This window comes from Pseudomonas sp., assembly GCF_050739655.1.
Lineage (GTDB): Bacteria > Pseudomonadota > Gammaproteobacteria > Pseudomonadales > Pseudomonadaceae > Aquipseudomonas.
The window spans coordinates 1-22,351 of the sequence record NZ_JBOIBY010000686.1 but is presented as its reverse complement, the minus strand read 5'-3'; the positions used below and the strand labels follow the sequence as shown (position 1 = coordinate 22,351).

Sequence of the window (22,351 nt, the reverse complement as noted above, 5' to 3'; positions counted from 1 at the left end):
TGTACCTCATCAGCCGGTTAGGCGTGCCCGGCAGGCCTGGGTTCAGGTATGCCGGGAGTTTTCTTATTTACTTCACCTGGGTGGTGGCGAAGTTATTCGTGGTGAGGGGGCTAATGTTATAGCCCTCAACGTTGTTGCGCATTGCAGTAAACATTCTAGTGTGGGCGATGCTGATCCATGGCTGGTCCTGGTTAAAAATGACCTGAGCCTGTTCGTACAATGCTGCACGTTCGGCCGGGTCGGTTTTTTCCCGGGCCTGATCGAGCAAGGCCTGGAATTTGTCATTGCACCAGCGTGCGTAGTTTTCGCCGTTCTTGGCGGCTTCGCAACTGAGCATAGGCGTAAGGAAGTTATCCGGGTCGCCGTTATCGCCCGCCCATCCGGCGGAAACCATATCGTGCTCGCCGTTTTTAGCGCGTTTGAGCATTTCGCCCCATTCCATGACGCGGATGTCGATCTTGATCCCGACCTTGGCCAGGTCAGCCTGCATCATCTGTGCGCCAAGCATCGGGTTCGGGTTGGTCGCGCCGCCACCGTTGCGGGTGAACAGGGTGAACGTGGTGCCTTCGGGTACGCCGGCTTCCTTGAGCAGGGCGCGGGCCTTGTCCAGATCGCGGGCCGGGTTCTTCAGCGTGTGGTTGTAACCCAGCAGGGTGTCCGGATACGGGTTGACCGCCACGGTGGCGTTGCCCTTGCCGAACAGCGCGTTGACCGCGGCTTCCTTATCGAAGGCGATGTCGATCGCTTTGCGCACCCGCACGTCGCTCAGATATTTGTGAGTGGTATTAAGGGCGATGTACGCGACGGTCATCGCATTCATTTCATCGACCTTCAGCTTCGTATCTTTCTTGATGCTAGGGATGTCATCGGGCTTGGGATACAGCGCGATCTGGCACTCGTTGGCCTTGAGCTTCTGCAGACGCACGTTGTTGTCGGTGGCGATGGCCAGGATCAAAGAATCCGCTGGCGGCTTGCCACGGAAGTAGTCCGGGTTGGCCTTGAAGCGAACCTGGGCGTCCTTGTTGTAACGCTGGAAGACGAACGGGCCGGTGCCGACCGGTTTGTTGTTCAGGTCGCCGGTCTTGTTGGCCTTGAGTAGCTGGTCGGCGTACTCGGCTGGGTAGATCGAAGAGAAAGCCATGGCGATGTCGGCCAGGAACGGCGCTTCGCGGCGGGTCAGGGTGAATTTCACCGTATTGTCGTCGACTTTTTCGACGCTTTTGAGCAGTTCCTTGAAGCCCATGCTTTCAAAGTACGGGAAGCCCACGCTCGACAGTTTGTGCCACGGATGATTCGGGTCCAGCTGGCGCTGGAAGCTCCAGACCACATCGTCGGCATTCATGTCGCGGGTCGGCTTGAAGTATTCGGTGGTGTGAAACTTGACGCCTTTACGCAGATGGAACGTGTAGGTCAGGCCGTCCTCGCTGATGTCCCAGGATTCGGCCAGTGCCGGAATCACATCAGTGGTGCCGGGCTTGAAGTCCGCCAGTCGATTGAAGATGGTTTCAGCCACTGCATCGGCTGTGACGGCAGTGGTGTATTGGACCATGTCGAAGCCTTCTGGGCTGGCTTCGGTGCAGACCACCAGCGGCTTGGCCGATACGCCAACCGCCACACTCAGCAAGGTGGCCGCGATGGCCGCACGTAGGGGAAGCATTTTCATCAAGAACCCTCTGCAATCGATTAAAGGACAAAAGCCGAACGGCCGATTCATCACGGAATCTGCCGTTCGGCACGTGCATTACAGAATGTTGAACGGGATGGTGGTCACGAGACGGAACTCGTTGATGCTGCCATCAGACTGGTTTTCGCTGGCGCGGTGAGTGGTGTAGGTCCCGCGAACAGTGGTGGCCTTGAGTGGGCCATTCTGGATGGCGTAGGTCGCACCGATACCGTATTCGTAGTGGTGTTCGCCGTCCTGTTTCTGAACGCCATCGTAGCCTTTGCCCTCTACACCGCCATTGCCGTTGTAGTGAGTACCGTCGATACCCCAACCGCGTGCTTGATAGATGTTGAACTTGAGGCCTGGCACGCCGTATTGAGCCATGTTCAGACCGTAAGCGATCTGAAAGGATTTCTCGTTCGGGCCGTTGAAGTCCGACAGCAGGGAGTTGGCCAGGTAGATGCCGTTGGTTTCGTGCAGGTAGTCGAAGTACTCGTTACCGTTCACTTGCTGATACGAGAAGGTCAGGCTGTGGGCCTGGTGGGTCAGCCCGAAAGACAAGGAGTACGTGTCGTTGTCGATGTCCCCGAGCAGCTTCTTACCTTCGTCCTGGGTTTTGTAGTAGTTCAAGCCGGTGGTCAGGCTCAGTTCCTGGCTGTCACCCAGCACATGACTGGCGCCGAAGTAGTATTGGTTCCAGAAATCTTTGGCTTGGGTTGCCCACAGGCTGGTGGTCAGGCTGGCGAGCGGGTTGTAGGTGATGCCGCCGGTGTAGATGTGATCGGCCTCGACGCTGCGGTCGCCGTATTCTGATTGGAATTTGCGCTGGCTTTGCTCCATGCGCGGGGAAACGCGGTCGAAGGTCGCCAGGTCAAAGGTCAGGTTTTCCAGTTCGGCGACGTTCAGGCTCACACCCTGGAAGCTCGAAGGCAGGGCGCGGTTACCGATATTGTCGACTTGCGGGCTGCTGAAGTTCTGGCGACCCGCAGTCAGGGTGGAGTTGGAGACGCGGGCCTTGATGTTGGCCAGGCCCAGTTTGCTCCACTGATCAACAGCGTCACCGTTGGAGTGAGCCAGGGTACGGTTGGAGCCACCCTTGATATCTTCACGGCTACGATCCAGGGCTATCGCATTGTAAGCAGCCACTTCGGTGCTCACGCCCACGGTGCCTTGAGTGAAACCCGAACTGTAATTCAGGATGGTGCCCTGAACCCAGTTGATACGGCGGGTTCCTTTCAGCTCTTCACCATGGCGCTCGTAGGTGTAGGTGCCGCCGCGCTGCTTATCTTCGTTGGCGTACCAGTTGCGGGTGGTACCGCTAAGGGACTGGCCGTCGATGAAGCCGGTCGCCTCACTTTGGCTGCTCTTTTCTTTCACGGAAACCGGGGTGATTGCCTGGCTCTGGGTTTCAGCGTAAGCCGTGGCGGTTACGCTGCTTATGGCCAAGGCCAATATCGCTGTGCTGCTCAGTTTCATGGGTAAAGCTCCTTATTTTACTTTTTTATATGCCGGTCTTTTTTTGGTGATCCGGCTATTGGGTGTAAAGCTCATTGAGCTGATGCAAACGTTTGCTGTACGCCGGTTTGCCGAATTACGGCAATACGCTTGCAAGAGGGCGCTTGGCACCCCCGGGCGGTTCTTGGCTAAGTGGTTATTTTTCCAGGCTGACACCCGAGAAAACGTTGCGACCGAAAGGGCTGACCTTGAACCCTTCGATTTTGGCGCTCAACGGCTGGTTGACCGTTGAGTGGGCGACTGGCGTCATCGGTACCTGCTGCTTGAGATACTGCTGCGCCTGTTTGTAGAGCTCGGTGCGTTGTTCGCGGTCGGTCACGACCTTGGCTTGCTTGATCAGCTTGTCGTAGGCCGGATCGCACCACATGGAGTAGTTGTTGCCACCAATGGCGTCGCAGCTGTACAGCGTGCCGAGCCAGTTGTCCGGGTCACCATTGTCGCCGGTCCAGCCGATCAGGCTGATGTCGTGCTCACCGTTCTTGGTGCGCTTGATGTACTCGCCCCACTCGTAGCTGACAATCTTGACCTTGAGGCCGATCTTCGCCCAGTCAGCCTGTAGCATTTCGGCCATCAACTTGGCGTTGGGGTTGTACGGGCGCTGCACCGGCATGGCCCACAGGGTGATTTCCGTGCCTTCCTTGACGCCAGCAGCCTTGAGCAGTTCCTTGGCTTTTCCCGGGTTGTAGGCGGCGTCCTTGATGGTGTCGTCGTAGGACCACTGGGTCGGCGGCATGGCGTTGACCGCCAACTGCCCGGCGCCCTGGTACACGGCGTTGAGAATGCTTTGCTTGTTGACTGCCATGTCCAGCGCCTGGCGCACTTCGAGCTGGTCGAAGGGTTTGTGGCGCACGTTGTAGGCGATGTAGCCGAGGTTGAAGCCAGGCTTCTCGATCAATTGCAGATTCGGATCATTCTTCAACGCGGTCACATCGGCAGGGCGCGGATGCAGCGTGATCTGGCACTCGTTGGCCTTGAGCTTTTGCACGCGCACCGAAGCGTCGGTGTTGATGGCGAAAATCAGGTTGTCGAGCTTGACCCGGCTTGGGTCCCAGTAGTGCTTGTTGCCGGTGTAACGGATGTTCGAGTCTTTCTGGTAACTCTTGAATACGAACGGCCCGGTGCCGATCGGCTTCTGGTTGATGTCGCTCGGCTTGCCTTCGGCCAGCAGCTTGTCGGCGTACTCGGCGGAGAGGATGGCGGCGAAGCTCATGGCGATGTTCTGGATGAACGCGGCGTCCACGCTGTTAAGCGTCATGACCACGGTCAATGGCCCGGTCTTTTCGACCTTGGCGATGTTCTTGTTCAGGCTCATCCCGTTGAAGTACGGGAACTCGGTCGGGTAGGCCTTACGGAAAGGTTGTTGCGGGTCGAGCATGCGATTAAACGTGAACAATACGTCGTCGGCGTTGAAGTCACGGCTCGGGGTAAAGTAGCTGGTGGTATGAAATTTCACCCCTGGGCGCAGGTGAAAGGTGTACTGGAGGCCGTCCTCGGAAATATCCCAACTGGTTGCCAGGCCTGGTACGACATTCGTCGAGCCCTTCTCGAACTCTGCCAGGCGGTTGTACAGCGGCTCGGCGGCGTCGTTGTCGGTCGCGGTCGTGTATTGGGCCGTGTCGAAACCGGCGGGGCTGCCTTCAGAGCAGAACACCAGGCTGTTACTGGCCGCGTGGCTCATGGAGGTGGCGGCCAACAGGCCGGTGCCCAGCAATGCAGATAAAACCAAGGTATGGCGCATGACGCTCCCTCTTGTTCGAAGTGTTGAAAGTGAACCTCCTCTCGTCCGCAGACGTGGAGGCGCCACTGGTTTCAAGCCATGTGTGCAGCAAAAGAACCGATAACCCACGCATGAGCTGGTCGGATCCCGACGGTATGAACCGTGAGTCCGGCAGTAAAGGCGAGAATTCCGAAAGGTTTGTGGGAAAAGTCAACGCGTCCTAGCGTTCTGCTGTGGGCAGCAGACGATCTGGATGTAGGCGATTTCCTGCTTTCTCGGTAGAAACAGCAACGGCGACGTCAAGGACGTCGCCGTTGCCAATTCTTACTTGCTGACGCTGACGCCGTAGAAGGAGTTCAAGCCAAATGGGCTGATCTTGAAGTCCTGCACTTCGGCACGCATGGGTTGGAACACCGTCGAGTGAGCGATAGGTGTCATTGGAGTCTGATCTTTCAGGATGTGTTGCGCCTGCTTGTACAGTTCGGTGCGCTTGCCCTGGTCCGAGGTGCGCTTGGCTTGCTTGACGATGTCGTCAAACGGCTTGTAGCACCACTTGGAGAAGTTATTGCCTTCCAGCGAGTCGCAGCCGAACAGCACGTTCAGCCAGTTATCGGGGTCACCATTGTCACCGCTCCAGCCAATCAGCATCGCCTGGTTCTCGCCACCCTTGGAGCGCTTGATGTACTCGCCCCACTCGTAGCTGACGATCTTGACCTTCAGGCCGATTTTGGCCCAGTCGGACTGCAGCATTTCTGCCATCAGTTTGGCGTTCGGGTTGTATGGACGCTGTACCGGCATCGCCCACAGAACGATTTCGGTGCCTTCCTTCACGCCGGCTTCCTTGAGCAGCTCCTTGGCTTTCTCAGGATCGTACTTGGCATCTTTGATCGTGGTGTCGTAGGACCACTGAGTTGGAGGCATGGCGTTGACGGCCATTTGGCCAGCGCCCTGGTATACGGAGTCGATGATCTGCTGCTTGTTGACCGCCATGTCCAGTGCCTGGCGCACTTTCAGGTCGGCCAATGGGTTCGCTTCGGTTTGACCCTTGACCTTGGGCATCACGTTGTAGGCGATGTAACCCAGGTTGAAACCCGCCTGGTCAGGCAGCTTCAGGGCCTTGTCTTCACGCAGCGCCTTCAGGTCGGCTGGACGAGGGAACAGGGTGATCTGGCACTCGTTCTTCTTCAGCTTCTGGATACGTACCGACGGGTCGGTGGTGATGGCGAAGATCAGGTTGTCGACCTTGACGTCATCAGGCTTCCAGTAGTCCTTGTTCCCGGTGTAGCGGATGTTGGAGTCTTTCTGGTAGCTCTTGAACACGAACGGGCCAGTGCCGATCGGCTTCTGGTTGATGTCGGCAGCCTTGCCTTCCTTGAGCAGCTGCGCAGCGTACTCGGCGGACTGGATCGAGGCGAAGCTCATGGCCATGTTCTGGATGAACGCGGCATCAACATCTTTGAGCGTGAACTTGACGGTCTTGTCGTCGACCTTCTCGATATTGGTGATGTTGGTGTCCATCCCCATGTCGGTGAAGTACGGGAATTCGGTCGGGTACGCTTTGCGGAACGGGTCATCCTTGTTAATCATGCGATTAAAGGTGAACAGCACGTCGTCGGCGTTGAATTCACGAGTCGGCTTGAAATATGGAGTGGTGTGGAACTTGACACCGTCACGCAGGTGGAAGGTGTAGGTCAGGCCGTCGGAGGAGACGTCCCAGCTGGTTGCCAGGCCAGGAATAACGGCGGTGCCGCCGCGCTCGAACTGAGTCAGGCGGTTGAACATGGTCTCTGCCGAGGCGTCGAAGTCGGTTCCGGTGGTGTATTGACCTGGATCGAAACCGGCCGGGCTCCCTTCGGAGCAGAACACCAGGTTAGTCGCAGCTTGGGCGAACGGTACGCTAGCTAAAAGGCTGGCGCCGACCAAAAACGGAATGACCGCTTGTTTGAGCATGGTGGCCTCATGATTTGTTGTCATTTTTTGATTTTGAGGACGACCTCGTGAGTCGTGCCTGCGGATACTTATGCAGGGGCTATACCCAATGCAAGATGCAGAGCGTTTATAAGCCTTAAACGGTGGCACGAACGTACCTTAATGTCGCATACATGTAATTTCTGACGCATTTAACAGTTTTCGAGGCATTTTTGCAGTGCATTTTGCGCACTTTTTTGGTGCGTTCAGGTGTTGGGTTGCCCATGGGTGGGGCGAGGGTGTTACCAATTTAAACCCGGTCCTGTGGGGCTGAATGGGAGTGGTTATCGTTGCACCGCAATTGATCCCTGGTGTCGGGTTGTACCAAGTGCAACTGATGTCGCTTATTTGGGGTTTGCCTGCCCGGCCCGACATTGAGCATAGACACAGTTCGCAGAAAAAAAGGCGATCACCGAGGGTGAGCGCCTTTTTTTGCCCGCACGTTATCGATTCAAGGCATCAGCACTTCAATCGAACCATCCGCCGTCATGCTGACCTGGCTGGTACCTGCTTCAACTTCCGGTGTCACCGGTGCGCCGTCCATGCTGGCCGCTTTCATCATCATCGGTGCGCGCATGTACGGCTGCGGGTAACCATTGCTGTTGAAGTTCAGGTTGACGATTTTGTAGCTTTTACCACCCAGAGCGTCGGTAGCCAGTTGCGCACGCGCCTTGAATGCGGTGACAGCTTCCTTGAGCAGGGTGTCTTCACTGGCCTTGCGGGTTGGCGTGGCGATGGCGAAGTCCATGCCGCCCATCTTCAGGTCCGTGAGCAGTTCGCCGGTCAGCTTCGACAGTGCGGCGAAATCGGTGCTTTCCAGGCGCAACTCGGCGCGCTCACGCCAGCCAGTGATTTTCTGGCCTTTGGCATCGTAGATCGGGTAGCTGTTGCGGCTGCCCTGGCGCAGGGTGATGTCCTTGACTTGTTTGGCCTGGGCCAGCGCCTTGTTCATGGTGGTGCTGACGTCGGCGGCGAGCTTGGCCGGATCGGTGTTTTGTTCTTCGGTGTAGAGCGTCACGATCATCAAGTCGCGAGCCACTTCCTGGCTGACTTCGGCGCGCAGGGAAATCTGGTTGTAATGAAGTTCGTCGGCAGCCAGGGCCGGGAGACTGGCAATAGTGCCAATGCTCAGGGCAAGGAGGGCTACGCTGCGGCGGAATGTGTGCATGAAGGCGCCTAAAGAGAGTGCGCAGGGAAAAGTCCGTGCCTGCGAGAACCCATCAGACTCTAGCTATATCGGTCCGGTTCGCACAGTTACAACTTCTATACAGATCCTGTAGGAGCGAGCTCGCTCGCGATGGTCGTCAACGATGACGCGGGAAATCTGATGCCCCGCGGTGTTTTTGAATTCATCGCGAGCAAGCTCGCTCCTACAGGGGTGTGGCATCGCCATAGCGTGTGGCGGTTTGCCGCACTTTCGCCTGCCAGCCTCCACGCTTGGTTATACTCCCTGCGATCCGCCTGGAGCGCTCATCAGGAGAGCTCATGCTCGCCCCCGTTCAAATCACTTCCGCCACTCGCCAGAACCTTTGGCGTCTGACTTTCATCCGCATCCTGGTACTGGCCGCCCAGGCCGGCTCCGTGGGCCTGGCCTACTGGCTCGAACTGCTGCCGCTTCCGTGGTTCCAACTGGCCGCGACCCTCGGTTGCTCGATGCTGCTGTGCGCATTTACGGCGGTACGCCTGCGCACCTCGTGGCCGGTCACCGAGCTTGAATACGCCGTGCAATTGGCCTGCGACCTGTTTATCCACAGCGCCTTGCTGTATTTCTCCGGCGGTTCGACCAACCCCTTCGTCTCTTATTACCTGGTGCCGCTGACCATCGCTGCCGTGACGTTGCCGTGGCGTTATTCGGTGATTCTTTCGGGTATCGCGTTGACGATGTACACGCTGCTGCTGGCACGGTTCTATCCGCTGCAAACCTTCCCGATTGCCCGGGAAAACCTGCAGGTGTACGGGATGTGGTTGAGCTTCGCCCTTGCCGCGGCGGTGATCACCTTCTTCGCCGCGCGGATGGCTGAAGAATTGCGTCGCCAGGAAGAATTACGCGCCATCCGCCGTGAAGAGGGCCTGCGCGATCAACAGTTGCTGGCCGTGGCCACGCAAGCGGCGGGTGCCGCCCATGAGCTGGGCACGCCGCTGGCGACCATGAGCGTGCTGCTCAAGGAAATGCGCCAGGACCATCATGACCCAATGCTGCAGGACGACCTGAGCGTGCTTCAGGATCAAGTCCAGTTGTGCAAGCAAACCTTGCAGCAACTGGTGCGCGCCGCCGAGGCCAATCGCCGATTGGCGGTGGACATGCAGGACGTCACCGATTGGCTCGATGAAGCGCTCAATCGCTGGCACCTGATGCGCCCGGAAGCCAGTTATCGCTTCCAGCGCCTGGGCCAGGGTACGGTGCCGCGCATGGCGCCGCCGCCGGACCTGACCCAGGCACTGCTCAATCTTCTGAACAACGCCGCCGACGCCTGTCCCGAAGGGCTGCAAGTGACCCTGGACTGGAATCCCGAAGACTTGACCATCAGTATCCGCGACCACGGCGCCGGTGTGCCGCTGGCCATCGCCGAGCAGATCGGCAAGCCGTTTTTTACTACCAAGGGCAAAGGCTTCGGCCTGGGCCTGTTTTTGAGCAAGGCCAGCGTGACACGCGCCGGTGGCTCAGTGAAACTCTATAGTCATGAGGAAGGCGGCACGCTCACCGAGCTGCGTTTGCCCCATGGCGCACGAGGAGACGAACATGAGTGACGAAATCCAAGTCGAAGGCGAAGAACTGCCGCATTTGCTGCTGGTCGATGACGACGCCACCTTCACCCGCGTCATGGCACGCGCCATGGCTCGCCGGGGCTTTCGCGTCAGTACGGCTGGTTCCGCCGAAGAAGGCCTGGAAATGGCCAAGGCCGATCTGCCGGACTACGCCGCGCTGGACCTGAAAATGGATGGCGATTCGGGCTTGGTGTTGCTGCCCAAGTTGCTGGAAATGGACCCGGAAATGCGCGTGGTGATCCTCACCGGTTATTCGAGCATTGCCACCGCGGTCGAAGCGATCAAACGCGGCGCCTGCAACTACCTGTGCAAGCCGGCCGACGCCGATGACGTACTGGCCGCGCTACTGTCCGAGCACGCCGACCTGGACAGCCTGGTGCCGGAAAACCCGATGTCCGTGGACCGCTTGCAGTGGGAACACATCCAGCGCGTGCTGACCGAACACGAAGGCAACATCTCCGCCACGGCCCGCGCCCTGGGCATGCACCGGCGCACGCTGCAGCGCAAACTGCAGAAGCGTCCCGTTCGCCGCTGAACCTGCGCTGAACGGATGGGGGCCGCTCCTCGCGACAATTCGAACCGATCATCTATGATCGGTTCGTGCGTGTACTTTTTCTTATCGAGCCTTAACCATGAATCAGAACGCTGAATATTCCGCGGTCAACGATGCTGTGCGCGGGCAGTTTTTGCGCAAAATCTGGGCAATGATCACGCCTTACTGGCGCAGCGAGGAGAAGGTCAAGGCCTGGACGCTGCTGATCGCAGTGATCGCGCTGTCGCTGATCAGCGTCGGTATCTCGGTGTGGTTCAACACCTGGTACAAGGATTTCTACAACGCCCTGCAACAAAAGGATGAGGCGGCGTTCTGGCGGCTGATTCTGTATTTCTGCGCGATTGCGGCGGTGGCGATCGTCGGTGCGGTGTACCGGCTCTATCTGACCCAGATGCTGACGATCCGCTGGCGGGCATGGCTCACCGAAAAACATTTCGCCCGCTGGCTTGCGGACAAAAACTACTACCAACTTGAGCAGGGCGGGTACACCGATAACCCGGACCAGCGGATTTCCGAAGACCTCAACAATTTCACTTCTGACACCTTGAGCCTGGGCATTGGTTTGCTGCGCAATGTCGTCAGCCTGGTGTCGTTCTCGATCATCCTCTGGGGCGTGTCGGGCAGCATCGAGTTGTTCGGCATCACCATCCCCGGCTACATGTTCTGGGGCGTACTGGTTTACGCGGTGGTGGGCAGCTGGCTGACGCACTTGATCGGTCGTCGTTTGATCGGTTTGAACAATCGCCAACAACGCTTCGAAGCCGACCTGCGTTTCTCCATGGTGCGGATTCGCGAGAACGCCGAAAGCATTGCGTTGTACAACGGTGAGCCCAACGAGCATCGCCGCTTGAACAACCGTTTCTCAATGGTCTGGCACAACTTCTGGGACATCATGAAAGTGTCCAAGCGTCTGACCTTTTTCACTTCCGGCTATGAACAGGCCGCCGTGATCTTCCCCTTCATGCTGGCTGCGCCGCGCTACCTCGCTGGCAAAATCGAACTCGGCGAGCTGATGCAAATCAGCTCCGCATTCGGCAATGTCCAGGACAGTTTCAGCTGGTTCATCACCGCGTACCAGAGCCTCGCCTCGTGGCGTGCCACCTGTGATCGTCTGCTGAGCTTCCGCCAGGCGATGAGCGACAACGAAGAGCGCGCGCCGGCTATCGACGTGCAGAGCCAGGGGGATGCGTTGAAAGTGCACAAACTTGGTCTCGACCTGGCTGATGGTCGTCATTTGCTGACCAATGCCGACATGACCGTGGAGGAGGGCGAGCGCGTGATGCTCAGCGGTCGCTCCGGCAGCGGCAAGTCGACTTTGCTGCGGGCGATGGGACACCTGTGGCCGGCCGGCCATGGCAGCATTCGACTACCAGTGACACGTTATCTGTTTTTACCGCAAAAACCGTATCTGCCGATTGGCACTTTGCGCGAAGCCCTGAGTTATCCACAGGCTGGTGATACCTACACAAGCGAGCGTTACGCGCAGGTGTTGGAAACCTGCCGCCTGCCGCATCTGGTGGCGCGCCTGGACGAAGCCAATCACTGGCAGCGCATGCTTTCGCCGGGTGAACAGCAACGCCTGGCCTTCGGTCGCGCACTGTTGTATGCACCCAAATGGCTCTATATGGACGAAGCGACGTCGGCAATGGATGAGGAAGACGAAGCGACGCTGTATCAGGCGCTGATCGATGAATTGCCGGGGCTGAGCATTGTCAGCGTCGGCCATCGCAGCAGCCTGAAACGCTTCCATCCACGACATGTTCGTATTGAGAATGGCCATCTGGTGGACCAGACAGTGACCGCATAAACGCCACATACCCTGTAGGAGCGAGCTTGCTCGCGATGATTTCAAAAACACCGCGGGACGTCAGAATGCCCGCGCTATCGTTGACGACCATCGCGAGCAAGCTCGCTCCTACAAGGGGTGTGGTGATCGTACAACTGCGTTGCGCTATGATGCGCTTTCAACAGCCGAATTCTTCGAGACAGATGTTCACCATGGAAAACCCGAACAACGCACCACGCCTACCTCGCAAGCGCCGCAGCCTCGCTCAGGAACTGGTGACGGTGCTGTCCGAGCAGATCCGCGACGGCCACCTCAAGCGTGGCGACAAGTTGCCCACCGAGTCGGCGATCATGGACGCCCATGGTGTCAGCCGCACCGTTGTGCGTGAGGCGATTTCCCGATTGCAGGCGGCGGGGCAGGTTGAAACCCGACACGGCATCGGCACGTTCGTGCTCGACACACCGAGCCCAAGCGGTTTCCGTATTGATCCGGCTACCGTGGTTACCTTGCGTGACGTGCTGGCCGTTCTGGAACTGCGCATCAGCCTTGAAGTGGAGTCCGCCGGCCTTGCCGCGCAACGCCGCAGCGCCGAGCAGCTTGGATTGATGCGCGCGGCACTGGATGCACTGAATGAAAGTGTTGCCCATGCCAGCGATGCCGTGGCCTCGGACTTTCAGTTCCACCTGCAGATTGCCCTGGCGACCGGCAACCGGTACTTCACCGACATCATGACTCACCTGGGCACCAGCATCATTCCGCGCACGCGCCTCAACTCCGCGCGGCTGGCCCATGACGATCAGCAGCACTACATGAATCGCCTGAGTCGTGAGCACGAAGAAATCTACGAAGCCATCGCCCGCCAGGATTCCGATGCGGCGCGGGCGGCAATGCGCCTGCACCTGACCAACAGCCGCGAACGGTTGCGCCATGCCCATGAAGAGGCTGAGGCGCAGCGGGGCTAGGTTTTCGCCTCGGGTAAATGTGTTTTCTGAGAGATCGAATCGCTAGCAGGCACAGCTAGCTCCCGCAAGGGATAGCGGCGAACACGAAATTTGATCTCACCCCAATCAACTGTGGGAGCGGGCTTGCCCGCGAATACGTCAGCCCATCCAGCATCAATGTGTCAGACCCAACGCATTCGCGGGCAAGCCTCGCTCCTACGGGTTTTGTGGCGTACGCAATTTGTATGATCAACGCCAGCCACTGTGGGAGCTAGCCTGCTAGCGATCGGGCATTCACATGCAATGAAGAAGTCGAATGTGCCGCCGTCATCGCTAGCAGGCTAGCTCCCACAGTGTTTTTCGGTTGATCGCAGATTCTGTGGCCAACCCATCAGTATCGTCTGTCGCACCGTCGCGATGGTCGTTAACGATGACGCGGGCATCCTGGCACTCCACTGTGTTCTCGAGTTCTTCGCGAGCGAGCTCGCTCCTACAGTTGCGACGTCCTATCTTTTAATTCACAACTTTATTCATTCACGGGAATGCCGTTAAAAACGGGCTTTCCGCCCATTTTGTCGAACAATTTTCAGCGCTGGCGATGAAATGCAGTTGACGGTTGTATTTTAAGTTGTACGATGACCTACAACTTCAGCGTCGGGCTGAACGGTCTCAACACACAAACGTCGCAATCCAGGGTGTTCGAATAATGAATCCACAAGAACTGAAGTCCATCCTCTCTTCCGGTCTGCTGTCTTTCCCGGTCACCGATTTCAATGCACAGGGCGATTTCAACCGCGCTGGCTACATCAAGCGTCTGGAATGGCTGGCCCCATACGGCGCCTCGGCTCTGTTCGCCGCGGGCGGCACCGGTGAGTTCTTCTCCCTGGCGGCCAGCGAATATTCGGAAATCATCAAGACTGCCGTCGACACTTGCGCTTCCAGCGTGCCAATCCTGGCCGGCGTAGGCGGTTCGACCCGTCAAGCCATCGAATACGCACAGGAAGCCGAGCGTCTGGGCGCCAAAGGTCTGTTGCTGCTGCCGCACTACCTGACCGAAGCCAGCCAGGACGGCGTTGCCGCCCACGTTGAAGCTGTGTGCAAATCGGTCAACATCGGCGTGGTGGTCTACAACCGTAACGTCTGCCGCTTGACCGCGCCGCTGCTGGAGCGTCTGGCCGAGCGTTGCCCTAACCTGATCGGTTACAAGGATGGCCTGGGTGACATCGAGCTGATGGTGTCGATCCGTCGTCGCCTTGGCGATCGTTTCACCTACCTGGGTGGTCTGCCGACCGCTGAAGTCTACGCCGCTGCCTACAAGGCCTTGGGTGTACCGGTTTACTCCTCGGCGGTGTTCAACTTCATCCCGAAAACCGCGATGGACTTCTACCACGCGATTACTCGCGAAGATCACGCCACCGTCGGCAAGATCATCGACGACTTCTTCCTGCCATACCTGGACATTCGTAACCGCAAATCGGGCTATGCCGTGAGCATCGTCAAGGCCGGGGCAAAAATTGCCGGCTATGACGCAGGTCCTGTGCGTGCACCACTGACCGACCTGACCGGCGAAGAGTACGAAATGCTCGCCGCGCTGATCGACAAGCAGGGTGCGCAGTAACACATTCGATTAAGTAAGGCCGCTGAGTGATCAGCGGCCTTTTGCGTGAGGAGATCTCAAAGTGGCAGATGCAAAGCGTTTCGATAACTACATCAACGGCGAATGGGTTGCCGGTGGCGATTACTCGGCCAACATCAACCCGTCCGAGCTGAGCGACACCATTGGCGATTACGCCAAGGCAGACCTGGCTCAGGTCAATGCCGCCATCGATGCTGCCCGTGCCGCGTTCCCGGCGTGGTCCACTTCCGGCATTCAGGCGCGTCACGATTCGCTCGATAAAGTCGGCACTGAAATCCTTGCCCGTCGCGAAGAGCTCGGCACCCTGTTGGCCCGGGAAGAGGGCAAGACCCTGCCTGAAGCCATCGGTGAAGTGACCCGCGCCGGTAACATCTTCAAGTTCTTCGCCGGTGAATGCCTGCGCCTGTCCGGCGACTATCTGCCGTCGGTACGCCCTGGCGTCAACGTTGAAGTCACTCGCGAAGCCTTGGGCGTGGTCGGTCTGATCACCCCGTGGAACTTCCCGATTGCGATCCCAGCGTGGAAAATTGCCCCGGCCCTGGCCTACGGCAACTGCGTCGTGCTCAAGCCTGCGGACCTGGTGCCGGGTTGCGCCTGGGCCCTGGCTGAAATTATCTCCCGTGCGGGCTTCCCGGCCGGTGTGTTCAACCTGGTGATGGGCAGCGGTCGTGTGGTTGGCGACGCGCTGGTCCACAGCCCGAAAGTCGACGGCATCAGCTTCACCGGTTCCGTGGGCGTAGGCCGTCAGATCGCCGTCAGCTGCGTGTCGCGCCAGGCCAAGGTCCAGTTGGAAATGGGCGGCAAGAACCCGCAGATCATTCTCGACGACGCCGACCTCAAGCAAGCGGTCGAGTTGTCGGTACAGAGCGCGTTCTACTCCACCGGCCAGCGTTGCACGGCCTCCAGCCGTTTCATCGTCACCGCCGGGATTCACGACAAGTTTGTCGAAGCCATGGCCGAGCGCATGAAGTCGATCAAGGTCGGTCACGCGCTGAAAACGGGCACCGATATCGGTCCGGTGGTTTCCCAGGCTCAGCTTGAGCAGGACATGAAGTACATCGACATCGGCCAGTCCGAAGGTGCTCGCCTGGTCAGCGGCGGTGGTCTGGTGACTTGCGATACCGAAGGCTACTTCCTCGCGCCAACCCTGTTTGCCGACAGCGAAGCGTCGATGCGTATCAGCCAGGAAGAGATCTTCGGCCCGGTGGCCAACATCGTCCGTGTCGCCGATTACGAAGCTGCACTGGCCATGGCCAACGACACCGAGTTCGGTCTGTCGGCGGGCATCGCTACCACATCGCTGAAGTATGCCAACCACTTCAAGCGCCATTCCCAGGCCGGGATGGTGATGGTCAACCTACCGACCGCCGGCGTGGATTACCACGTTCCGTTCGGTGGGCGTAAAGGTTCATCCTATGGATCACGTGAGCAAGGTCGCTATGCACAAGAGTTCTACACGGTCGTGAAAACGTCCTACGTAGGCTCCTGATTCACCGCAAAAACCTGTAGGAGCTGCCGCAGGCTGCGATCTTTGTTCTTAAAAATCAAAAGATCGCAGCCTCGTTTCACTCGACAGCTCCTACAGGCGGTAACAACAGATTCACCCGCAAAAAAAATAATTAGTGGGAGTACATCTACATGCAATCGACCCAAAAGCCGACTCACGTCCGCTATCTGATCCTGCTCATGCTGTTTCTGGTGACCACGATCAATTACGCCGACCGGGCTACCATCGCAATCGCCGGCTCCAGCCTGCAAAAAGACCTCGGCATTGACGCGGTCACCCTCGGCTACATCTTCTCCGCATTCGGTTGGGCCTACGTGGCCGGGCAAATTCCCGGTGGCTGGCTGCTGGACCGTTTCGGTTCGAAAAAAATCTACGCACTGAGCATTTTCACCTGGTCGCTGTTCACCGTGCTGCAAGGCTTCGTGGGTGAATTCGGCATGTCCACGGCGGTAGTTGCGCTGTTCATGCTGCGCTTTTTGGTGGGCCTGGCCGAGGCGCCGTCCTTCCCCGGTAACGCTCGCATCGTTGCAGCGTGGTTCCCGACCGCTGAACGCGGTACAGCCTCGGCGATCTTCAACTCGGCGCAATACTTCGCGACCGTGTTGTTCGCTCCATTGATGGGCTGGATCGTCTACTCCTTCGGCTGGGAGCACGTGTTCATCGTCATGGGCATCCTGGGCATCATCTTCTCGCTGGTCTGGCTGAAAGTGATTTACAGCCCGCGCGAACATCCAAAGATCAACGATGCCGAGTTCAAGCACATCTCCGAAAACGGCGGCATGGTCGACATGGATCAGAAGGGCAAGAAGTCCGACGGTCCGAAGTGGGACTACATTCGTCAACTGCTGACCAACCGCATGATGCTCGGCGTGTACCTGGGCCAGTACTGCATCAACGGCATCACCTACTTCTTCCTGACCTGGTTCCCGGTGTATCTGGTACAAGAGCGTGGCATGACCATCCTCAAGGCGGGTTTCATTGCCTCGTTGCCGGCGATCTGCGGCTTCATCGGTGGTGTGCTTGGCGGGGTGATTTCTGATTACCTGCTGCGCAAGGGCCATTCCCTGACCTTCGCCCGCAAGGCACCGATCATCGCTGGCCTGCTGGTTTCCAGCAGCATCGTGGCCTGTAACTACGTGGATGTTGAATGGATGGTCGTGGGCTTCATGGCCCTGGCGTTCTTCGGTAAAGGCGTCGGCGCACTGGGCTGGGCCGTGGTGTCTGACACCTCGCCCAAGCAGATTGCCGGTCTGAGCGGCGGCCTGTTCAACACCTTTGGTAACCTTGCGTCGATCACCACTCCGATCGTGATCGGCTACATCATCAGCTCTACTGGCTCGTTCAAATGGGCGTTGGTGTTCGTCGGTTGCAACGCACTGGTCGCGGTGTTCAGCTATCTGGTCATTGTTGGTCCGATCAAGCGCGTGGTGCTCAAAGAGCCACCGGTCAACGGTCCTGAAACCAACAACAAATTGTCTCAAGCGCATTCCTGAGGAGCGGCGTCATGCAGTTGATTGAACATTCCGACTCGCCGCGCTACATCCGCCTGCACGAGCGGGACAACGTGGTGATCGTGGTCAACGATCAGGGCGTACCGGCCGGTACCGAGTTTTCGGATGGGCTGGTCACCGTGGACTTCGTGCCACAGAGCCACAAAGTCACCCTGGAAGACATTCCTGAAGGTGGCCAGGTGATTCGTTACGGCCAGGTCATTGGCTACGCCTTGCAGCCGATTCCACGCGGCAGTTGGGTCAAGGAAGATCAACTGCGCATGCCTACCGCGCCACCGCTGGACAGCTTGCCGCTGTCCACCGAAGTGCCGGCCGCGCAGGCACCGTTGGAAGGCTATACCTTCGAGGGTTATCGCAACGCCGACGGTACCGTCGGCACGCGCAACATTCTTGGTATCACCACCACCGTGCAATGCGTGACCGGCGTGCTGGATCACGCGGTCAAGCGCATCAAGGACGAGTTGCTGCCCAAGTATCCGAACGTCGATGACGTGGTGGCGCTGACCCACAGCTACGGCTGTGGTGTGGCGATTACCGCCACCGACGCCTACATCCCGATTCGTACCGTGCGCAACCTGGCACGTAACCCGAACCTGGGTGGCGAGGCGTTGGTGATCAGCCTGGGCTGCGAGAAATTGCAGGCCGGGCAGGTGATGCATGAGAACGACACTTCGGTGGATCTCAGTGAGCCGTGGCTGTACCGCTTGCAGGATTCCAGCCACGGTTTTACCGAAATGATCGAACAGATCATGGAACTGGCGGAAACCCGTTTGAAAAAGCTCGATCAGCGCCGTCGGGAAACCGTGCCGGCGTCCGAGCTGATTCTCGGCATGCAATGCGGCGGCAGCGACGCGTTCTCCGGGATCACCGCCAACCCGGCCCTGGGTTACGCCTCGGACCTGTTGCTGCGCGCTGGCGCGACGGTGATGTTCTCTGAAGTCACCGAAGTGCGCGACGCGATCTACCTGCTGACTTCACGGGCGAAAACCGAAGAGGTTGCACAGGAACTGGTTCGGGAAATGGACTGGTACGACCGTTACCTGGCCAAGGGTGAAGCGGATCGCAGCGCCAACACGACGCCGGGCAACAAGAAGGGTGGGTTGTCGAACATTGTCGAGAAGTCCCTGGGCTCGATCGTCAAGTCCGGCAGCAGCGCTATCACCGGGGTGCTTGGCCCTGGCGAGCGCTTCAAGGAAAAGGGCCTGATTTTCTGTGCAACCCCGGCCAGTGACTTTGTCTGCGGGACGTTGCAGTTGGCGGCGGGCATGAACCTGCACGTATTCACTACCGGTCGCGGCACGCCTTACGGGCTGGCCATGGCGCCCGTGGTGAAAGTATCGACCCGGACCGAACTGGCCCAGCGCTGGCCGGACCTGATCGACATCGACGCCGGGCGCATTGCCACCGGTCGTGCTTCTATCGAAGAGCTCGGCTGGGAGTTGTTCCACTACTACCTGGATGTGGCTAGCGGTAAACAGCAGACGTGGGCGGAGCGGCATAAGCTGCACAACGACATTACCCTGTTCAACCCGGCGCCGATTACCTGAGGCAAAGAGGTGGGCAAGATCGTTCCCACGCTCTGCGTGGGAATGCAGCCTGGGACGCTCTGCGTCCCAGAATCTCGACGCGGAGCGTCAAATGAGGCATTCCCACGCGGAGCGTGGGAACGATCAGGGTGAAAGTGGCTTATCATTAGGCCCCTAATGACATCTTCCTCAAGGTCCTCCCCGGCATGCTGGCAATTTTCCTAGAAACCCTGAACATCACCGCACCGGTGTTCGCCATGCTGTTTCTGGGGGTGTTGCTCAAGCGCATCGATTGGATCAACGACAATTTCATCCACACGGCGTCGGCCCTGGTGTTCAACGTCACCATGCCGGCGTTGCTGTTTCTGGGCATTCTGCATGCCGACCTGCACGCCGCGTTGCAACCGGCTCTGCTGATCTATTTCTCCCTTGCGACCCTGGTCTGCTTTGCCATTGCCTGGGGCTGGGCGATTTTCAAATGCCCGCGAGAAGACCGTGGCATCTACACCCAGGGCGCCTTTCGCGGCAATAACGGGGTGATTGGTCTGGCACTGGCGGCGAGCATGTACGGTGACTACGGGATTTCCCTCGGTGCGATTCTCGCGGCGCTGGTGATCCTGTTCTACAACACCCTTTCGACCATCGTGCTGGCGGTGTACAGCCCGGTGATCAAGTCCGATCCGTGGAGCATTTGCAAAAGCGTTTTCAGTAATCCGCTGATCATCAGCGTGATCGCGGCAGCGCCGTTTGCCTATTTCAAGATTGGCTTGCCTGGCTGGCTGGAAACTTCCGGCCAGTATCTGGCGCAAACCACTTTGCCACTGGCATTGATCTGTATCGGCGGCACGCTGTCACTGGCGGCGTTGCGCAAGAGCGGCAAGATGGCATTGAGTTCCAGCCTGGTGAAGATGCTCGGCTTGCCGTTGCTGGCGACGCTGGGCGCGTGGCTTTGGGGCTTTCGCGGGGCGGAGTTGGGGATTCTGTTTCTGTACTTCGGCAGCCCGACCGCCGCGGCCAGTTTCGTCATGGCGCGGGCGGCGGATGGCAATCATGAGCTGGCGGCGGCGATCATCGTAATCACCACGTTGATGGCCGCGGTGACCACCAACATCGGGATCTTTTTGTTGCAGTGGGGTGGGTGGATCTAGGTCCAGCATTTGTGGTGCTTTGCTGGGCCTCTTCGCGGGCAAGTCGAATCGTCGCACCGCCGCTCCCACAGGTTTTTGCGGTGTGACACAAATTGCATTCACAACCACGATCCCTGTGGGAGCGGCGGTGCGACGATTCGACTTGCCCGCGAAGGCGTCAGATCAGGCAACCCATATTTCAATCAATTACTCGGGCTTCTGGTAGGTATCAATCACTTCCTGCGCCGCCCGAAACGCATCGATCGCCGCCGGCACGCCGGCATACACCGCACAATGCAACAGCGCCTCGCGAATTTCCTCCACAGTGCAACCATTGTTCAGTGCACCGCGTACATGACCCTTCAACTCCTGAGGGCACTTAAGCGCAGTCAGGGCCGCGAGGGTAATCAGGCTGCGGGTTTTCAGTGGCAGGCCTTCCCGGTTCCAGACGCCGCCCCAGGCGTGTTCGTTGACGAAATCCTGCAGCGGCTGGGTGAACTCGGTTGCATTGCCCAACGCGCGGTCGACGAAGGCATCGCCCATCACTTGACGACGTACTTCAACGCCGGATTTTTTATTCTCGGTCATGGCAACTCTCTCTTGTGGTGTTGGCGACGCCAGGCGCGCAGCGACGTGAACAGCAAGAACGCCACCAGCGCAGGCAGGACGAAAAACAGCATCAGGTGTTCAAGCTTTCCCGCCAGCGGCATGCCGGTGGTGAACGACACCACGTGCAGGCCATAAGCCAGGTACAAGCCCAAAAACAGCAGGCCTTCGGCGCGGGTCACCCGGTAACCGGAGTAGAACACCGGCAGACACAGCGCGGCGACGCCGAGCATCACCGGCAGGTCGAAGTCCAGGGCGTTGGGCGATACCGACAACGGCGAGGGCGCAATCAGTGCCGTCACCCCGAGCACGCCCAAAAGGTTGAACAGGTTGCTGCCGACCACGTTGCCCACGGCAATTTCCCGTTCACCGCGCAACGCAGCGATCAACGAGGTCGCGAGTTCCGGCAGGGAGGTGCTGATCGCCACGATAGTCAAACCGATGATCCGCTCCGACAACCCCAGGTCGGTGGCGACCGTAACCGCTGCGCCCAGCAACAAATGCCCGGCGTAAACCAGCATCGCCAAGCCGGCAGCGATCATCAGCAGACTGGTGAGCCACGGGGCTTCTCCACTGTGACCATGGCTGGATATCGGGCGCACGGAATGCCGTGATTGACGAAGCAACAAGGCCAGGCACAAGAGCAGTGCACACAGCAGGATCACGCCGTCGATGCCGGCCAATTCTTCATTCCACGCCAGTATGAATACCAGCAGGCTGGCGCCAATCATCAGCGGTATATCCAGGCGGACCAGTTGCCTGGAAACCCTCAGCGGAATGATCAGCGCCGAGAGTCCGAGAGTGACAAGGATGTTGAAAATGCTGCTGCCGATTACGCTGCCGACGGCGATGTCGGCGTTATGCGCGAAAGTGGCCTGCAGGCTGACCGCCATCTGCGGTGCGCTGCTGCCGAGGGCGACAATGGTCAAGCCGATGATCAACGGTCGAACATGCAGGCGGGCGGCCAGGCGCACGGCAGCGCGCACCATCAACTCGGCGCCGACAATCAGCAGCAACAACCCGCTGAACAGTTCGATCACGCTGATCAGGGGTAAATCGGCTAGTCCGAAAATGGCCAGGGCTCCAGGGGTCAGTCGAGGGCTTGCACGCGTACTCGCGCGGTGCCGCTCTTGAGCATGCCCAGGCGTTCGGCCGCTTCATGGGACAGGTCGATCAAGCGTCCACGGGTGTGCGGCCCGCGGTCGTTGATACGCACCACGCAGGACTTGTCGTTACTCAGGTTAGTGACCTTCACCCGCGTGCCGAAAGGCAACTGGCGATGGGCTGCGGTCATGGAATTCTTGTCGAAACGCTCACCGCTTGCGGTGCGTTTTCCTTGGTGTTTGGCACCGTAATACGAAGCCACGCCGGTTTTGTCATAACCGTGTGGGTCGACGGTATCGGTGCTGGCGCAACCGGCCAGCAGAGAGAGCAGGGCGCAAAGGCTGAGCAGACGCTTCATTGAAGGTTTCCCAAAAACAAATGTGGGAGCCAGCCTGCTGGCGATTGCGGAGTGTCAGACACAGATA

The 22,351-nt window shown here is 58.7% G+C and carries 17 protein-coding genes; 9 read left to right on the top strand and 8 right to left on the bottom strand.

Annotated elements, in window-relative coordinates; translation table 11 throughout:
• Positions 1–67: 67 nt before the first annotated feature.
• The 5 genes from ACRESJ_RS32515 to ACRESJ_RS32495 all read right to left on the bottom strand — a co-directional run bounded on the left by ACRESJ_RS32515 (position 68) and on the right by ACRESJ_RS32495 (position 8,031).
• Complete coding sequence (locus tag ACRESJ_RS32515) at positions 68–1,663, bottom strand: ABC transporter substrate-binding protein (protein WP_431761571.1); 1,596 nt, start codon at positions 1,661–1,663, stop codon at positions 68–70.
• Between the two features lie 78 nt (positions 1,664–1,741).
• Positions 1,742–3,139 carry an OprD family porin gene (locus tag ACRESJ_RS32510; protein ID WP_431761570.1) on the bottom strand — a complete coding sequence of 466 codons (1,398 nt, stop codon included), beginning with the start codon at positions 3,137–3,139 and terminating at the stop codon, positions 1,742–1,744.
• Between the two features lie 175 nt (positions 3,140–3,314).
• Complete coding sequence (locus tag ACRESJ_RS32505) at positions 3,315–4,916, bottom strand: ABC transporter substrate-binding protein (protein WP_431761569.1); 1,602 nt, start codon at positions 4,914–4,916, stop codon at positions 3,315–3,317.
• 303 nt (positions 4,917–5,219) lie between these two features.
• Positions 5,220–6,845 (bottom strand): ABC transporter substrate-binding protein, encoded by a 1,626-nt coding sequence (locus ACRESJ_RS32500; protein WP_431761568.1) that lies wholly within the window; start codon positions 6,843–6,845, stop codon positions 5,220–5,222.
• Between the two features lie 469 nt (positions 6,846–7,314).
• On the bottom strand, positions 7,315–8,031 hold the full coding sequence (locus tag ACRESJ_RS32495) for an SIMPL domain-containing protein (RefSeq protein ID WP_431761567.1): 717 nt from the start codon (positions 8,029–8,031) through the stop codon (positions 7,315–7,317).
• Between the two features lie 317 nt (positions 8,032–8,348).
• On the opposite strand from ACRESJ_RS32495, the gene ACRESJ_RS32490 reads away from it, so the two are divergent.
• The 9 genes from ACRESJ_RS32490 (at position 8,349) to ACRESJ_RS32450 (ending at position 20,237) form a co-directional block, all read left to right on the top strand.
• Positions 8,349–9,611 (top strand): ATP-binding protein, encoded by a 1,263-nt coding sequence (locus tag ACRESJ_RS32490; RefSeq protein ID WP_431761566.1) that lies wholly within the window; start codon positions 8,349–8,351, stop codon positions 9,609–9,611.
• Positions 9,604–10,164 (top strand): response regulator transcription factor, encoded by a 561-nt coding sequence (locus ACRESJ_RS32485; RefSeq protein WP_431761565.1) that lies wholly within the window; start codon positions 9,604–9,606, stop codon positions 10,162–10,164. Before ACRESJ_RS32490 ends, ACRESJ_RS32485 begins: the two co-directional genes overlap by 8 nt.
• Positions 10,165–10,261: 97 nt before the next feature.
• Positions 10,262–11,989, top strand: a complete 1,728-nt coding sequence (locus ACRESJ_RS32480) for an ABC transporter ATP-binding protein/permease (protein ID WP_431761564.1) — start codon at positions 10,262–10,264, stop codon at positions 11,987–11,989.
• A gap of 191 nt (positions 11,990–12,180) precedes the next feature.
• On the top strand, positions 12,181–12,930 hold the full coding sequence (locus tag ACRESJ_RS32475; protein WP_431761563.1) for a FadR/GntR family transcriptional regulator: 750 nt from the start codon (positions 12,181–12,183) through the stop codon (positions 12,928–12,930).
• 685 nt (positions 12,931–13,615) lie between these two features.
• Entirely contained in the window at positions 13,616–14,527 is a 912-nt protein-coding gene (gene kdgD, locus ACRESJ_RS32470) for a 5-dehydro-4-deoxyglucarate dehydratase (protein WP_431761562.1), read from the top strand.
• A 61-nt stretch (positions 14,528–14,588) separates the two neighbouring features.
• The gene (locus ACRESJ_RS32465) at positions 14,589–16,034 is read left to right on the top strand and encodes an aldehyde dehydrogenase family protein (protein WP_431761561.1); all 1,446 of its coding nucleotides are present in this window, start codon (positions 14,589–14,591) and stop codon (positions 16,032–16,034) included.
• Between the two features lie 149 nt (positions 16,035–16,183).
• A complete protein-coding gene (locus tag ACRESJ_RS32460; RefSeq protein WP_431761560.1) occupies positions 16,184–17,545 on the top strand; it encodes an MFS transporter in 1,362 nt (453 codons plus the stop codon).
• An 11-nt stretch (positions 17,546–17,556) separates the two neighbouring features.
• A complete protein-coding gene (gene garD / locus ACRESJ_RS32455; RefSeq protein WP_431761559.1) occupies positions 17,557–19,110 on the top strand; it encodes a galactarate dehydratase in 1,554 nt (517 codons plus the stop codon).
• Between the two features lie 185 nt (positions 19,111–19,295).
• Complete coding sequence (locus tag ACRESJ_RS32450; RefSeq protein WP_431761558.1) at positions 19,296–20,237, top strand: AEC family transporter; 942 nt, start codon at positions 19,296–19,298, stop codon at positions 20,235–20,237.
• A 186-nt stretch (positions 20,238–20,423) separates the two neighbouring features.
• Here the strand turns inward: ACRESJ_RS32450 and ACRESJ_RS32445 are convergent, their stop codons facing one another.
• From ACRESJ_RS32445 to ACRESJ_RS32435, 3 genes are read right to left on the bottom strand one after another with little or no spacing between them, the layout of a single operon-like run.
• Positions 20,424–20,804 carry a carboxymuconolactone decarboxylase family protein gene (locus ACRESJ_RS32445; RefSeq protein ID WP_057398868.1) on the bottom strand — a complete coding sequence of 127 codons (381 nt, stop codon included), beginning with the start codon at positions 20,802–20,804 and terminating at the stop codon, positions 20,424–20,426.
• Positions 20,801–21,862, bottom strand: a complete 1,062-nt coding sequence (locus tag ACRESJ_RS32440; RefSeq protein WP_431761557.1) for a calcium/sodium antiporter — start codon at positions 21,860–21,862, stop codon at positions 20,801–20,803. Before ACRESJ_RS32440 ends, ACRESJ_RS32445 begins: the two co-directional genes overlap by 4 nt.
• Positions 21,863–21,912: 50 nt before the next feature.
• The gene (locus ACRESJ_RS32435; protein WP_431761556.1) at positions 21,913–22,284 is read right to left on the bottom strand and encodes a septal ring lytic transglycosylase RlpA family protein; all 372 of its coding nucleotides are present in this window, start codon (positions 22,282–22,284) and stop codon (positions 21,913–21,915) included.
• Between the last annotated feature and the right edge of the window lie 67 nt (positions 22,285–22,351).

Excerpts from the sequence above, each read along its gene's own strand:
- ACRESJ_RS32510 (WP_431761570.1), bottom strand. The coding sequence starts at position 3,139 with ATGAAACTGAGCAGCACAGCGATATTGGCCTTGGCCATAAGCAGCGTA.
- ACRESJ_RS32485 (WP_431761565.1), top strand. The coding sequence starts at position 9,604 with ATGAGTGACGAAATCCAAGTCGAAGGCGAAGAACTGCCGCATTTGCTG.
- kdgD (WP_431761562.1), top strand. The coding sequence starts at position 13,616 with ATGAATCCACAAGAACTGAAGTCCATCCTCTCTTCCGGTCTGCTGTCT.
- ACRESJ_RS32435 (WP_431761556.1), bottom strand. The coding sequence starts at position 22,284 with ATGAAGCGTCTGCTCAGCCTTTGCGCCCTGCTCTCTCTGCTGGCCGGT.
- ACRESJ_RS32500 (WP_431761568.1), bottom strand. The coding sequence starts at position 6,845 with ATGCTCAAACAAGCGGTCATTCCGTTTTTGGTCGGCGCCAGCCTTTTA.
- ACRESJ_RS32480 (WP_431761564.1), top strand. The coding sequence starts at position 10,262 with ATGAATCAGAACGCTGAATATTCCGCGGTCAACGATGCTGTGCGCGGG.
- garD (WP_431761559.1), top strand. The coding sequence starts at position 17,557 with ATGCAGTTGATTGAACATTCCGACTCGCCGCGCTACATCCGCCTGCAC.
- ACRESJ_RS32490 (WP_431761566.1), top strand. The coding sequence starts at position 8,349 with ATGCTCGCCCCCGTTCAAATCACTTCCGCCACTCGCCAGAACCTTTGG.
- ACRESJ_RS32450 (WP_431761558.1), top strand. The coding sequence starts at position 19,296 with ATGCTGGCAATTTTCCTAGAAACCCTGAACATCACCGCACCGGTGTTC.
- ACRESJ_RS32505 (WP_431761569.1), bottom strand. The coding sequence starts at position 4,916 with ATGCGCCATACCTTGGTTTTATCTGCATTGCTGGGCACCGGCCTGTTG.
- ACRESJ_RS32515 (WP_431761571.1), bottom strand. The coding sequence starts at position 1,663 with ATGAAAATGCTTCCCCTACGTGCGGCCATCGCGGCCACCTTGCTGAGT.
- ACRESJ_RS32495 (WP_431761567.1), bottom strand. The coding sequence starts at position 8,031 with ATGCACACATTCCGCCGCAGCGTAGCCCTCCTTGCCCTGAGCATTGGC.
- ACRESJ_RS32475 (WP_431761563.1), top strand. The coding sequence starts at position 12,181 with ATGGAAAACCCGAACAACGCACCACGCCTACCTCGCAAGCGCCGCAGC.
- ACRESJ_RS32445 (WP_057398868.1), bottom strand. The coding sequence starts at position 20,804 with ATGACCGAGAATAAAAAATCCGGCGTTGAAGTACGTCGTCAAGTGATG.
- ACRESJ_RS32460 (WP_431761560.1), top strand. The coding sequence starts at position 16,184 with ATGCAATCGACCCAAAAGCCGACTCACGTCCGCTATCTGATCCTGCTC.